Raw genomic sequence first — 14,475 nt, forward strand, 5'->3', positions numbered from 1 at the left:
TTGATATAGTTAGCGAGTAAGGATTAGCCTCGTGCGAGCTTACAGCTTATAGCCTACAGCTAGCTTGCGTCTTGTGCAACTGACAACTTAAAACTTAAAACGAAAGAAATGACAATAAACACAATAGCTGGGATCAAGCATACGGATTCCGGCAATTTTTTTCTAATGGCAGGCCCATGCGCCATCGAGGGAGAAGACATGGCTTTGTCGATAGCAGACAAAATTGTAGGCATTACTGACAAACTGAAAATTCCTTATATTTTCAAAGGTTCCTATAGAAAGGCAAACCGTTCCAAATCTGATTCTTTCACAGGAATAGGTGATGAAAAGGCATTAAAAATCCTAAAAAAGGTACGGGATACGTTTGGCGTTCCGGTTGTTACTGATATTCATGAAACACATGAGGCCGCGATGGCCGCCGAGTATGTGGATGTCTTGCAAATTCCTGCTTTTCTATGTAGACAAACGGAATTGTTAGTCGCTGCCGGAAAAACGGGTAAAGTGGTTAATATTAAAAAAGGACAGTTTTTATCAGCTGATTCCATGCGGTTTGCGGTTGACAAGGTTATCGAAACCGGTAATCAACAAGTAATATTAACTGATAGAGGGAATACCTTTGGCTATCAGGATTTGATTGTAGATTTCAGAGGAATCCCTACAATGCGATCGTTTAACGTTCCCGTAGTGATGGATTGTACGCATTCATTGCAACAGCCGAATCAAGCATCCGGCGTAACGGGAGGAAAGCCGGAACTGATTGGCACCATAGCCAAAGCGGCCGTAGCGGTAGGCGCCGATGGCTTGTTTATTGAAACGCATCCCGATCCTGCTAACGCTAAGTCGGATGGAGCTAATATGCTGCACCTGAATTATCTGGAAGATTTGTTAATACAACTGACCCGAATCAGGGAGGCGATTAGGTAGCTATTGTTGTTGCTGGTTTCCCATCAAGTTGGTATCTTCATAGCCGGCTATAAACAGGGGATCGCGTCTTTTTACTGCGTTCGTTTGCTCGAATAGCTTTCCGTCTTCATAGTGAATGGATACACGAACGGAAAGCGATTGATGGCAATTACCACGGAAAGTACCTTTAACCGGTGAGCAATCTTTGAAGTTTCTTCCTATTGCTAATTTAACGTGATAATTGGTTACCCATGTGTTATTGGTTGGGTCAATACCGGCCCATCCAAACTGTGGTATATAAGCTTCAACCCAAGCATGGGTTGCACCTTCACCGCGCATCCCGGTTTTGTTTGGACAGATGTAACCACTTACATATCGGGAAGGGATCTTTAAAGTTCTTAAGATTTGAAGCATTACGTGCGCAAAATCTTGACAAACGCCTGCTTTGTGCTGTAATATTTCGTCTACAGTCGTCTCAATGTCCGTAATACCCTGAACATATTTGAAATGTTTAAAAATGTAACTGCTGCATCGTTCGATGGTTTCAGCAACACTTAAACCTTCGTTTGTCAATTTAATTACAATCCCGTCGATAAGGTGTTGATTCCGTATTTTTTCCGGTTTTGTCAGTTCAATTAAATTCAAATTGTTAGTTGTTTCATGATGGAGTTGTTCAAAACCGCTATGAAAATTTACCTGAATTAGATTCGATGAAGTGGTGCGAACTGTTAACTGATTTTCGATAATAAGCTCCTGATGCGGATGTAGGATTGAAAAAGTAGCGACTTTATTTTTCCAATAATCTGTATAAATATGAAGGATCGGGGAGAAGCTGATGTTGAGTTCTTGATTCAACAGCTCTTGCTCTTTGCAGATGAAAGGAAAGATCCGTATCTCATTAATGCTCTCAATAACCGGATTTTCGTAGGTGTACCTGGTGATATGGGAAATGGTGTATATTGCCATGATGAATCTTTTAATAGGAAAAAAATAACAGTTTGAGTTTGGCGTTGAAGTCTTGTAGCTTACGTTTAAGCTCTAAGAAGAAAGATTGGATATCCGTGGATGGTAGCGATGCGGGATCCATAAAGCGTATGCGACTGTGAATTCGCCCGAAACTTCGTAACAGTTCAGGTACTTCAGGATTGGTGTTTTCCTTCACAAGTACGGCTAACGATCGTTCAATCTGATTTAGGCAATACAATACCGAATGTGGAAAATCCGCATTAAAGATGACCTGATGGAGAATTTGTTGATTGTGTTTGGTGCTTCGATAGGTTTTTAGATATGCTTCATAACCCGCAAGAGATAAGAGGAGAAATCTCCAACTGGTGATATCAAGTTCCTTGTATAAATCGTAGTTATGAAGCGCACATTGTTTATCGGTTAATATAAGAGTTTCGATTCCTCTTTCAACAAATTTGCCGAGCTTCATGACGTTCCATCCGATTCCTCTTTGCATCGTTACATCTGCAACACCTGCATACATCATGCTGTGCTTTAAAAATAAATCGATAATCTCCAACGCGTCTGCACTAGCAAGTTTTAGTTTTACGAAAGGCCGGTTGATAAGATGATAAATGGAATTAACTTCTTCCCAAACTTCTCGAGTAATATGGTCTTGTATACCACGGGCATTTTCACGTGCTTTTTGAATGATGTTCTTCGCGGAATTTTCGTTGTTGTTATCTAACAGCAAATAATGAAGTGCCGCATAGGTGTCGTTTTCAAATACCTGAGCCTTATCCTCCGGTAAATCAGTATATACCTGCAAAATCGGTTTCCATGTTCCACTGTTGATGTTCTTATCTAAAGAATAGATATAATGAGTTCTGGCAACACGAAGCATTTCTTCAACGCGCTCCATATATCTACTTAACCAGAATAATGAATCTGCAATGCGACTTAACATATCGGATGATTAATTAGTCAATAATCCACGTGTCTTTACTACCTCCACCTTGCGACGAATTTACAACAAGCGACCCTTCCGTTAAGGCAACGCGAGTCAAGCCTCCGGGAACTAATTTGATTCCCTGTGGACCGTATAAGGCATAAGGGCGAAGGTCGACATGGCGAGGTTGAATCTTGCCATTAATAAAACATGGAACCGTACTTAATTGAATAATGGGCTGGGCAACATAATTGCGGGGATTTTTTTCAATCTCGCTTTTGGCTTTTAGCCATTCTCGTTCGCTGATCGCGTTTCCCATAATCATACCATAGCCGCCCGATTGATTGGTGTTTTTTATAACGAGGTTATCTATATTTGAAATAGCATATTTAAGCACTTCCGGATCACTGAGCTGATAGGTAGGAATGTTGTTTAATATCGGCTCTTCATTCAGGTAATATTTAATCATTTCGGGGACATAAGCATATACTGCTTTGTCGTCGGCTACGCCGTTTCCCACTGCATTGACGATAGCCACATTGCCTTTCCGGTAAGTACTCAGTAAACCAGGCACGCCAAGTAAGCTGTCTTGCTTGAATACGAGTGGGTCCAAAAACTCGTCATCCACTCTTCGATAGATGACATTTACCTGTTTAAGACCTTTGGTCGTTTTCGTGTATACTTTATGATTATCGACTACCAAATCCCGGCCTTCTACAAGATCAACGCCCATTTGTTTTGCCAGGAAGGTGTGTTCGTAATAAGCCGAATTAAAAATCCCAGGTGTTAATATAACTATATATGGATCAGATACTTGAGAAGAAATCAAGTTAAGTAAAACTTCATGTAAGAGCGTAGGGTAGTGGGTAACGCTCCGAACATTCGATGAGGATAAAATATCAGGAAAAATTCGCTTCGTTACTTCACGGTTTTCTAACATGTAGCTCACCCCGGAAGGCGTACGAAGATTGTCTTCCAATACATAAAATTTGCCATCGCTTCCGCGTATCAAATCGATCCCGGAAATGTGAACATAGATATCGTAAGGGACCCTGATACCGTAAGCTTCTCTGGTATAATGTGGGCAACTGGCAATTAGCTCCGCAGGAACGATACCGTCACGTAATATCTGTTGTTCATGATAAATATCCTTTAGAAATAGATTTAGCACTTTTAAACGCTGAATAATGCCCTTTTCAATTTCTTCCCATTCAGCACCCGTGATAATCCTGGGGATAATATCAAAAGGAAAGATGCGCTCAATTCCTTCATTATTGTTGTAAACTGTAAAAGTAATGCCTTGATTTAAGAACAATTCTCCCGCTAAACGATGCCGATTGCTCATGCTATCCACGTCAAGGTTTTTAAGCATCGAGAAAACATGACTATATTGATGACGGATGTTTTTAGAGTCATACATCTCATCCCAAGTATTTTCATGATACACATATTCGTTCAGAAAATGATCATTTGACATATATTCTTATTTTTTGCTAATTTTAAGCAAATAAAATCGCATTTGCAATAAAAATATATCAATATAAGCCGAAAAAAATTGAAATAATTTAAAAATATCATTTTTCTTACGTTTTTCATTTAAAAATTAAACTAAAAAATATGTGAAAAAAGCAAATACACATACAGAATTGATATTGTATTGTTTTACTTATTAAAATCATTAAAACATAATAGATAATAATAAAATATTTCTACTGTATCACATTATTTTGGCATAAAAGCAGTTATACATTTTATTTAAGCAATATAAAATATGCACAAAATAATAAAAATGCTTTTATAGTAGGAATTTTAGTTGTATCTGGTATGTGAGGAATAGTAACTGCCTGCAATTTATGATATATTTATCGGCCTGATTTTCCGACCACACTTCATAAGTAATCACAGATTTTTGTAAGGTTATCAACAGCTTTATTTGTTAGCACATATTTAGCCATTTCTCTTTATCAGAGTAAACATTAAAAGGCAAACTATTTTATCTTATAATTTATATTATGTTAAATAAAAAGTTTTCCCCTCGCCCCATATTAACATATGGTTGATATTTTGTAACTTTGGCCTTAGTTAAACTAATCTTCTATATTTTCACAGATTCCTATGAGAGCAATTGCCGAGCTTCCGCATAAAGAATGCAAAATCAGCATCTTTTCCATGAATCAAAAGTTTATTATTAAATTTGAGCAAGGTTCTCTTGAACAAGTTTACAAGATTACTGAAATGGATGTTACGGACGGCGTAAACGGTGTTTTTCAAATACTGGACGAAGAATTTGTGCAGGCTATCGTTGCACGCTTTGCTACTATGCGTGCAGATTTTAAAAAGGCTTATGAACGTCATGAATATTAGCTATAAACGATAAGCTATATTTTGTGACTCTCTGTAGGATTTTCTTCTTGATCGCCTCAGATCATCCTTTCTGCTCCTATCCTTCCTCAATTTCTTCTTTTCTTTACTATGTCAAATTCATTAATAAGCAGCTTGTTATGATTTGTTTTTGATCGAAACCGAATTATATTTTGCTTTCTTTGCGATCAAGGGCTAACATCTCGATCTTTACGGTATCAACTCTTTATATAAAAGACGTTAAATATATTATTTTCAGGTAAATATAGTTGTAAATAAAATATTATTTGGTGATCAAATAGATCTAGTACTAATTTTGTAGGCCTATTTATAAGCTATAAGCCATATGCTCTAAGCCGTAAGCTTATGGTCTACTCAACTATTCTACTACTCAACTATTTAACCACACTGAGCAATTGATCGACCACCTTCGGGACACCGATACTAGCTTTCGCTGCAACACTTTGAATTTCTGAATCCACTCGATTAAGTTGATGAGCCTCGGGATCGATTAAAATCTTTTGTGCATAATGAGGCGGGAAATTTATCAGACCTGCCGCCGGGTATACTTGTAGCGACGTACCTATAATCAGGAGGATATCAGCCTTTCGGCATTCATCAATAGCCGTTTGCATCATTGGAACGGGTTCGCCAAACCAAACGACATGAGGTCTTAGTTGGGAACCCCTGGCGCAACGGTCCCCCATTTTTATCTCTGTTCCCTGTATGTCATAAATCAATAATGGATCAAGAGAAGATTGTGCTTTTGTGATTATTCCATGGAGATGGATAACATGTTTTGATCCTGCCCGCTCATGCAGGTCATCAATGTTCTGGGTAATTATGGTGACCTGAAATTTGCTTTCTAATTTGACAAGGGCTTGATGAGCCGCATTGGGTTGTGCATCCAGCACGGCTTTTCTCCTGATATTATAAAAATGTTGTACTAATTCGGGGTCTTTTCGCCAAGCTTCGGGAGTAGCGACGTCTTCTACTTTATATCCTTCCCATAAACCATCCTCACCGCGAAAGGTCTTCAATCCACTTTCCGCCGATATACCTGCTCCCGTGAATACGACAACCTTCATGCCTGATTATTTGTAGTTTGGCTTGCTTATGCTTAGTTCATGAGGTACGGCAAGAAGAGGGAAATGCTTTTTCGCCCATTCAAATCCTCCGTAGAGAATAATTCCATAAGCTAAATTGCCCAGCAATAGATTCTTTTCAAATGGAATGGCTTTAATGTAACAGTCGGTAAAGCCCTGGGCGTTTAAGGGATATATTTGACCACTTATCCAGACACCAAAATTAGTGACAATCCAATGGATTAACACCGAAGCTATGGTCGCTCCGAAAACACGCAAGGTCGTCACTTTTTTTATTAGGCTACCAACAAATACCATAAGTGCGAAAGCAATATACACGTACACAATGCCCTCATAAAATAAAGTGATTTTTCCGTAATAACCGTAATTAACGATGATATCGGAAATAAAAAGTGTTAACAGGGGTGTAAAATAAGCAGCCCACCTATTGCGAAAATAAGTTCCTGCAAACAACGCGGTAGCTCCAATGGGTGTGAAATTGGCCCAGTCTCCAAATTTACCTACATTAAGAATCCGCAAAAGCGCGGTGCTAACGATGATTAAAATGAGCATGGCATTCCGTGTGTTGACTCTGCCGGTTTCGCTTGTGTTCATACTTGAATTATTTGTCTACAAACTTAACTAAAATGCGTGTTATTTACTAATTTAGTTGATCAAGACGTAGGTGTCAAGTACCAGGATGTAGGTATTAAGATGTAAGTATCAAGTATCAGACATAGGAAATCTTAGATCTTGTGTCTCTCATCTTATGTCCTATGTCCTATGTCTCTTATCACAAATAAACATATCCGATCTTAAACATGCTCGCATAGTCGTCCGACTGCAAATTTCTCGCTGTTTGTGGAATCTCAATTTGAATATGCTTATCAACAATCTTCCAGCGAAGCTTGACTTTTGAACCTACCAGGCTTATATCATGTAGTTTGGCGTCCTCTTTTAATGGCAATTCCAATTTAGCGGGTAAGTTCTCCCCTCCCTCTTTGTGTAAAATAAAAGCATAAACGGTATTTTCCTCCCTATTTTGTGTAAAAAAAATATTGCCGATTGAATAAGGAGCAATACTATGCGAAGCATAAATGCCTTCTCCGTATTTATTTATCCATTTTCCGATCTCCTTTAAACGCTGATAGGCTATAGGATCCCAGTCTCCTTTGGGCCCGGGAGCTATGTTGAGTAGGTAGTTCCCCCCTCTTGATACTATTTTTATTAGATTGTGCACGATTTCTCTCGCCGGCTTATATTGATCGTTCGGAACATAGCTGAATGAGTTGCCCATGGTCATGCATGATTCCCAGGGAATATCGAGCGGCTTGTTGGGGATCGACTGTTCCGGTGTGACATAATTTTCATATTCACCCGGGACAGTTCTATCTACGATAATAATGCCCGGTTGTTTTTTGCGCGCCATGTTAGCGATTCTTGGCATGTCTATGTCCTGTTCTGTTTTAATGCCTCGTTGCCATTCGACGGTAGTATCTACAGTCGCTAATGGTCGCACCCACCCCCCGTCTAACCATAGGATGTCAATTTTACCATAGTCAGTCATTAACTCGCTAATCTGGTTGTAAGTAAAGTCTTTGAATTGCTGCCAGCGATCCGGATACTTTTTTGGGTCATAGTTGACATTTCTATCTTTTGGCGGGAAATAAGGCCACCAATAATACGGTGTATGCCAATCAGGTTTGGAAAAGTAGGCTCCTATTTTGAACTGATCTTGTCGAAAAGCGTTAAAAATCTCTTTGGCTACATTGGCACGAGGGTTACCTGAAAAAGGTGATTTGCTATCGGTAATCTTATAATTACTTTGCTTTGTGTCAAACATGGCAAAACCATCATGATGCTTGGTGGTGAATACCACGTACTTCATGCCAGCTTCCTTCGCCGCCAGAGCCCATTTTCCGGGATTGAAGTCAATCGGATTAAACTGTTTCTGTAAATCTTCGTAGGCCTTAACATATTCATAATAATTGGCTGCATGTGGGCCCCGACGTTGCGTCCACCCTTCGTCTTCGGGACAAAGGCTCCAACTTTCAACAATTCCCCATTGACTATAAGTGCCCCAATGCATAAAAAGGCCAAATTTCAATTCTTGCCATTCAGACAGGTTTTTCACGACCAATGGATCTTTCGGCTTAATATAATTGGCCGATGTGTTATGTTCCTGGCCGATAGCCTGGGTTCCGAAGTATAAACTCAGTAACCCCACTAAAAATTTTTTCATATTATATGATATTACAAGTTATTTTCAATAGCACCAACATTTTCTCGGTAAAGATCTAATGGTCCGTCCAACAACAGCGCAATAACTGTCATTTGCGGATCTAGACGATCTTCCGGTACGGGTATATAGGTTATCCCCGGTACTTTGCTCCAATATAATTTGTTGTAAATCAGTGGTGTTAATAAAGTGCCCTCGCCCACAATTCGCGCACGTTGTATTGTGTTTCTAAGTCCTTTAATAGCTATAGGGCCGGTTGGTTTGCCTTCAATAAACAAAAATAAGGTTTGTTTATCTTCCGATAAAGCACTAAGTCCGGTATAGTGCCCTTCCGGAAGGCCGCTCTTCGCATGGTACAGCGCTTCGGCATGCTTCGTTATCCAAGCTTGCAAAGAAGGGTTTTCAGGTAAACGATAATTGTATCCATCTGCTGCTAACTGGCTGTTATCAAAAAGATTATTGCCTGCATTGATGTTGTTGATAATTGTGTGAATCTGCTGGCCTAAACTTGTTTCAGGGCGTTGTAAATTCTCGTGAGCGATTTTGTTCAGTTGCGGCGTACTAAGCTTCAATGTTTCAGCAAGTTGAACGGCTACAACAGTAGCATCCTTGTCTTCCGCGGCGGCCGGGATGTCAATAGCTAGTTGTTGCCCCTGTTCTTGGAAAGAAATATTTCCTTGGTGGCCTAAAATGCACACGGTGTTTACTTTAGACGTTAAGCCATTGATATATATTGTTTTATTGTCCTTTTTCTCGAGAAATAAGTAAATTGTTTTATTGTCTTTCGATAAAGCGGATTTTCCTATGAAATGACCGTGCGGCAGCCCTTCTCGGGTTCCGTAAATGGCTTCCTCGTTTTTTTGTGTCCACCGACCAAGATCTTTCAAAATGGCAATTTGTTCAGTCGGGATACGGCCATCCGCCTGTGGGCCGATATCCAAGAGTAGGTTCCCTCCCATACTAATGCAATCAATCAAGGTTCGGATAATCATATTCGATGATTTATAATGCCGGTCGTACGGCTGATAACCCCAAGAATCGTTCATGGTATAGCATAATTCCCAATACGGATTGGATGGTTTAAGCACGGGTACGCCTTGTTCGGGGGTGTCATAATCGCCATGGCCTGTTAATCGTGCATTGACTATAATATTTGGATTGTGTCTTCGAAGATTTGCTAATATACTTTCAGCTTGCCATTCGCCGGCACTATGCTCCCAATCGCCATCAAACCATAATAAATCTGGGTCGAAGCGATCCGAAAGCTCTTCCAGTTGGCCCATCATGTAGTTTTGATATCGTTGCCATCGGTTTGGGTCGTCTTTTAAGTTGTATCGCTTTCTGAGGCGAGTGAAGACATCATAATCGTCTTGGCTCCAGTCGGGCAAAGAAAAATAAATTCCTGATTTGATCTCTTTTCTTTTCAGCGCCTTTAAAAAAGGACTGAGCACGTCACGTTTAGCCGCACCGTGCTTCTCAATCGTAATAGCCTTATCAACCTTACTGTCCCATAATGCTACACCATCGTGATGTTTAGAAGTGATAACGGCATACTTAGCACCGCTGAGAGAAATGAGATCTACCCACTCTTCCGGCTTGTAGTTTGATGCCGTAAAGCCCTGCAATTGCCGCATATAGGCTTCATGATTTAAATAATTATTGAAAAAAGACCATGATTCGGAAATACCATTTACCGAATAGATTCCCCAATGGATAAATATACCCAATTTGGCATCCTTAAACCATTCCATTTTTTGCTGATTGGTTGTTTGCTTTTCCTGCGCAGATGTGGAAAGAAAAAGAAAGCACGCTAAAAGCTTAACGACTATATATTTTATTGGCATAAGTTGTGGTTAGATTTTAATTTTTTTGATAAAGATAATCTATTTATCATTTTAGGCAAAGAAATTGTATCACGGATTTAAAAATACGTTAACTTTATTTTTATTTACTCCTATGTACATTATATGAAAACAGTTGTACTCCCTTTTTATGTTAAACTGGCCTGCGTCTTATTGAGTATCCTATTATTGGGCTACCTGGCGATTTTAGGACATACCATTTTGGCTCCATTGATCTTTGGATTTTTATGCTCGGTTTTGCTGTTGCCGCTGGCTAATCTTCTGGAACGCAATTTTCAAATGCCTCGTTCCGTATCTTCGTTGTTATCATCCATTGCGCTGGTCATACTCATTGGTGCGGTGTTCACCTTGTTAGGTACTCAGCTTTCGTCTTTGGCAAATGATTGGCCGGCTTTTAAGCAACAGCTCTTGAAATCAGCAGCTGACCTGCAGTTTTGGATTTCCGATACCTTTCATGTAAACAACAAAGCACAGATTGACTATATCAATCAAGCTGCTTCAAAATCACTTAGTACCGGGACTACCTTGTTGAGCAAAACATTGATGTCCTTATCGTCACTGTTTTTACTGTTGCTATTCTCTTTTCTTTATACGTTTTTTATTCTTTTTCATAGAAGGTTGATTGTTAGGTTTTTAGTGAATTCATTTAAAGAAAATCATAGCCCTGTTGTGTATGAAATTGTCTACCAGATCCAGTATATTATAAAACGTTATGTCGTGGGACTTTTTTTACAAATGCTGATAGTCACTATTCTGGCGTGCTTGGCATTTTACTTTATTGGCGTAAAGTACAGCTTCCTCCTAGGGTTGATTACAGGCATTTTCAATATTATTCCTTATGTGGGGATTTTTACCGCCTTAGTGATCACGGTTCTAATCACTTTTGCTACCTCGACAGCAACGAATGTCCTTTTTGTTGTGATTGCATTGGTCGTTATTCATGCAGTAGATGGAAATTACATTATGCCGAAAATCGTTGGCTCGAAAGTGCAAATTAATACCTTGATTGCCCTAATTGGTCTCGTGCTGGGCGAAATGCTTTGGGGAATTACCGGGATGTTTTTATCAATACCCATCATTGCCATTATGAAAGTGGTTTTTGATAGAATACCGGAGCTTAAGCCTTGGGGCATGTTGTTAGGAGACGAAAGCAGTGAAGAAGGTAGTTATATGAAGATCCCCAAGCGAACACGAAAGCAAAAAATAGAGAATCTGTTAGATTGAGTAAATGGGATGTCATATTTGGCGTCGTGTAGACAAGATTTAAAACTTATCCCGTCAGTTACCGTTTATTGTTAGTAACAAATAAATTTACGTAAATGGCACATAAAAGGAAGTTAGGTTTAACAGCGTTAGAGGTTTCCCCTATTGCTTTTGGAGGTAATGTTTTTGGATGGACTTTAGATGAAACAGCATCTTTTCAGTTATTGGATGCATTGATAGATGGCGGCTATAATTTTATAGACACTGCCGATGTATATTCCAAATGGGTTCCGGGAAATAAAGGTGGCGAATCAGAGACGATTATTGGGAATTGGTTATCGAAACGGGGAAAACGCGATGATGTAGTGATTGCTACCAAGTTAGGTGCTGAGATGGATAAAGACAGAAAGGGGCTAAAAGCCGCTTATGTAAAAGAAGCGGTAGAGGCTTCGTTGAAAAGACTAAAAACGGATTATATTGATCTCTATCAAACCCATTATGACGATGAGGCGACGCCTGTTGAAGAAACTATGGAGGCGCTAAATACCCTTATTGAAGAGGGTAAAGTACGCTATATCGGCGCCTCTAATTTCAAGGCTGCACGTATTGCTGCTTCGAACGAATTTGCAAGAAAAAACAATTTGCAGCCTTATGTCAGCATCCAACCCCTTTATAATCTATACGACCGGCAGACGTTTGAGACGGAGTATCTTTCGTTGGTACAGGATCAAAATCTGGCCGTGCTAAATTATTATGCATTGGCTAGTGGCTTTCTTACCGGCAAGTATCGAACGGAAGCTGATTTAGGCAAAAGCCAGCGAGGTGAAACGGTAAAACAATACTTGAATGAACGCGGTGAAAGAATTCTGGTTGCCTTGGAAGAAATCGCCGCCAATAAAAGTGCAACGAAGGCGCAAATAGCCATTGCCTGGTTGCTCCATAAACCTTTTATTACCGCGCCTATTGCCAGCGCAACCAATGAGAAACAGCTGCATGATTTAATTACGTCGGCAGACATCGCACTGAGTTCGGAGGAAATAAAAATATTGGATAACGCAAGTAGTTATTAGGGAGCAGTTAGCAGGGAGTAGTTATTAGGGAGTAGTTAGCAGGGAGTAGTTATTAGGGAGTAGTTAATAGGGAGTAGTTATTAGGGAGTAGTTAATAGGGAGTAGTTATTAGGGAAATAGTTAATAGGGAGAACTTTTTTCTTATCTGTTACCTAGCCTTTAACTAGTTCCCTAGCTCCAACTCACCGGTTCACTGTTCCCTACTCACTGTTCCCTTGTTCCCTATTAACCGGTTCACTGTTCCCTTAAAGTGCTTGAATGTACTGATGAAACAATTGAATCGCTTCTCTTTTTTTATCAGTAAGCGCAAAGTCGATAGCGTGATTAAGGTAATGAGCGATATCAAAATCGTCCCTTTTAGGCAAGTTGTCGATAACCTTATCTCGATTATCCAATCCGAATTTCATTGATTTATTGAAAAGTTCAATAAAACTGCTCGGTAAAGATTTGTTAGCGGCCCATACGGCGAAAGCAAAAGGTAAACCCGTAAAGTTCATCCACTCAGCTCCCATATCATAAACAAAAGGAAAGCTTTCCTTTTTTCCAAACGTCCGATCACCTATTTCGACGAATGCATCGGCATTTTGGTCTTCCGTAAGTTCAACCGGTTGTTTCCAGTAATTTTTTAACAGTACGCGAGCAAGGTTGTTAGAAGTGCGTGACTGCTTATCAAGTCGTAGCGTTTTTATTTCGTGAACCGGTTTGTTGCTAAAAATAAATACTGAATTAACTGCGCCGGTAGCGCCGATACAATAGTCTGAAATAATTTCATATTTCGGTATCTGCAATAGAGCGGCTACCGGTACCAAGCCTACGTCCACCTGACAATCAATTAGCTTTTGTGCGCAGGTACTTGGTATATCCAAGCTTAATTCTATTTCATCAATCAGTGGGGTGTTTTTTATACCATAGATAAATGGAGTCGTATTTGTATAGGATACGGCTGATACTTTAATTTTGTTCATGTGTTAATATAAAATGCTATTCGACGTCCTGAAGCTGTGCTAAATGGTTTATGTTGTAATGATCTTCAATCGTAAAGGTACCCTCATTATAGGAAACTAAATATAGAGCCGTATTCATATGAGGAAAGTCGTCCATTTGAGATAAAGGTTTGTTTATCAGTAAGCAAAGTAGAATACGCATCGCGCGACCGTGCATACAGATAAGCACATTGCGTTCATCGGGTTGGGAGGTGATATAATCCATAGCCTTTTTTTGCCTTTCCTGTACTTGATTAGGACTTTCGCCTCCTTCTATGGCGATATCTAATTTCCCTTCGCTCCATTGCTGCGTAATCGAGTTGAAACCTGTGATAATGTTAGTGGATTGCTCTTTACCTTCGTAAATTCCCCAACTAATTTCATCCAGTCCTTCGAGCTGTTCCCAAGGAATACCTTGATTAATAAAATTAGCGACTGTTTGATGGGTTCGGATTAGGGTAGAGGTATATATTTTATCAAATTTTATTGCTTGGTAAGCTTCATAGAAAGCCTGCGCCTGTTGATTTCCCAGGTCATTTAACGGTGTGTTGACACCCCTGCCCTGTACTATTCCCTGTTTGTTTAAATCGGTTTCTCCGTGTCTGATTATATAGAATAATTTTTTCATTAAAATGATTTGTTCTTTATCGGTGATGAAGCTTGCATAAATTATTCATTTTTCTTCGGTATATGGCAATTTATGCAGGTTTCATTCAAGTAATTTGTTCTTTAGTAGTTCAGGATAAAAGTATCAAGACATCATCCAAGCCTGATTATGGAGTAGTGAGCAAGTCTAGCGTCCCATTCCCTTACTCCCCAAGTCCAGTGATCTTGGGAACCGGTTAGCCATGAACAAGTCTAGCACCCCGTTGCCT

The 14,475-nt window shown here is 39.6% G+C and carries 13 protein-coding genes; 4 read left to right on the forward strand and 9 right to left on the reverse strand.

Annotated elements, in window-relative coordinates; all coding sequences use genetic code 11:
• Nucleotides 1-108 precede the first annotated feature (108 nt).
• Nucleotides 109-924, forward strand: a complete 816-nt coding sequence (gene kdsA / locus FKG96_RS14630; RefSeq protein WP_130857784.1) for a 3-deoxy-8-phosphooctulonate synthase — start codon at nucleotides 109-111, stop codon at nucleotides 922-924.
• Here the strand turns inward: kdsA and FKG96_RS14635 are convergent, their stop codons facing one another.
• From FKG96_RS14635 to FKG96_RS14645, 3 genes are read right to left on the reverse strand one after another with little or no spacing between them, the layout of a single operon-like run.
• Nucleotides 925-1,869, reverse strand: coding sequence for a transglutaminase family protein (locus tag FKG96_RS14635; protein WP_130857783.1), 945 nt, complete (start codon nucleotides 1,867-1,869; stop codon nucleotides 925-927).
• 10 nt (nucleotides 1,870-1,879) lie between these two features.
• On the reverse strand, nucleotides 1,880-2,815 hold the full coding sequence (locus FKG96_RS14640; RefSeq protein ID WP_013666627.1) for an alpha-E domain-containing protein: 936 nt from the start codon (nucleotides 2,813-2,815) through the stop codon (nucleotides 1,880-1,882).
• Between the two features lie 13 nt (nucleotides 2,816-2,828).
• Complete coding sequence (locus FKG96_RS14645; RefSeq protein WP_013666628.1) at nucleotides 2,829-4,274, reverse strand: circularly permuted type 2 ATP-grasp protein; 1,446 nt, start codon at nucleotides 4,272-4,274, stop codon at nucleotides 2,829-2,831.
• A gap of 638 nt (nucleotides 4,275-4,912) precedes the next feature.
• Here FKG96_RS14645 and FKG96_RS14650 point away from each other — a divergent pair.
• The gene (locus tag FKG96_RS14650) at nucleotides 4,913-5,161 is read left to right on the forward strand and encodes a hypothetical protein (protein WP_130857782.1); all 249 of its coding nucleotides are present in this window, start codon (nucleotides 4,913-4,915) and stop codon (nucleotides 5,159-5,161) included.
• Nucleotides 5,162-5,553: 392 nt separating this feature from the next.
• Here the strand turns inward: FKG96_RS14650 and FKG96_RS14655 are convergent, their stop codons facing one another.
• The 4 genes from FKG96_RS14655 to FKG96_RS14670 form a co-directional block, all read right to left on the reverse strand.
• Nucleotides 5,554-6,246: an NAD-dependent deacylase gene (locus FKG96_RS14655; protein WP_130857781.1), complete on the reverse strand. Its 693-nt coding sequence runs from the start codon at nucleotides 6,244-6,246 to the stop codon at nucleotides 5,554-5,556.
• A 6-nt stretch (nucleotides 6,247-6,252) separates the two neighbouring features.
• Nucleotides 6,253-6,858 carry a DUF6580 family putative transport protein gene (locus tag FKG96_RS14660; protein WP_130857780.1) on the reverse strand — a complete coding sequence of 202 codons (606 nt, stop codon included), beginning with the start codon at nucleotides 6,856-6,858 and terminating at the stop codon, nucleotides 6,253-6,255.
• 178 nt (nucleotides 6,859-7,036) lie between these two features.
• Nucleotides 7,037-8,485: an alpha-L-fucosidase gene (locus tag FKG96_RS14665; RefSeq protein ID WP_130857779.1), complete on the reverse strand. Its 1,449-nt coding sequence runs from the start codon at nucleotides 8,483-8,485 to the stop codon at nucleotides 7,037-7,039.
• Nucleotides 8,486-8,496: 11 nt separating this feature from the next.
• Nucleotides 8,497-10,326, reverse strand: coding sequence for an alpha-L-fucosidase (locus FKG96_RS14670; RefSeq protein ID WP_130857778.1), 1,830 nt, complete (start codon nucleotides 10,324-10,326; stop codon nucleotides 8,497-8,499).
• A gap of 123 nt (nucleotides 10,327-10,449) precedes the next feature.
• On the opposite strand from FKG96_RS14670, the gene FKG96_RS14675 reads away from it, so the two are divergent.
• The gene (locus tag FKG96_RS14675) at nucleotides 10,450-11,568 is read left to right on the forward strand and encodes an AI-2E family transporter (RefSeq protein WP_130857777.1); all 1,119 of its coding nucleotides are present in this window, start codon (nucleotides 10,450-10,452) and stop codon (nucleotides 11,566-11,568) included.
• A 95-nt stretch (nucleotides 11,569-11,663) separates the two neighbouring features.
• Entirely contained in the window at nucleotides 11,664-12,617 is a 954-nt protein-coding gene (locus FKG96_RS14680; protein ID WP_149105699.1) for an aldo/keto reductase, read from the forward strand.
• Between the two features lie 245 nt (nucleotides 12,618-12,862).
• On the opposite strand, the gene FKG96_RS14685 is transcribed toward FKG96_RS14680, so the two are convergent.
• Nucleotides 12,863-13,582, reverse strand: a complete 720-nt coding sequence (locus FKG96_RS14685; RefSeq protein ID WP_130857775.1) for a menaquinone biosynthetic enzyme MqnA/MqnD family protein — start codon at nucleotides 13,580-13,582, stop codon at nucleotides 12,863-12,865.
• A 16-nt stretch (nucleotides 13,583-13,598) separates the two neighbouring features.
• Nucleotides 13,599-14,228 carry a histidine phosphatase family protein gene (locus FKG96_RS14690; protein WP_013666636.1) on the reverse strand — a complete coding sequence of 210 codons (630 nt, stop codon included), beginning with the start codon at nucleotides 14,226-14,228 and terminating at the stop codon, nucleotides 13,599-13,601.
• Between the last annotated feature and the right edge of the window lie 247 nt (nucleotides 14,229-14,475).

Source organism: Olivibacter sp. LS-1 (assembly GCF_008245145.1).
GTDB lineage: Bacteria > Bacteroidota > Bacteroidia > Sphingobacteriales > Sphingobacteriaceae > Olivibacter > Olivibacter oleidegradans.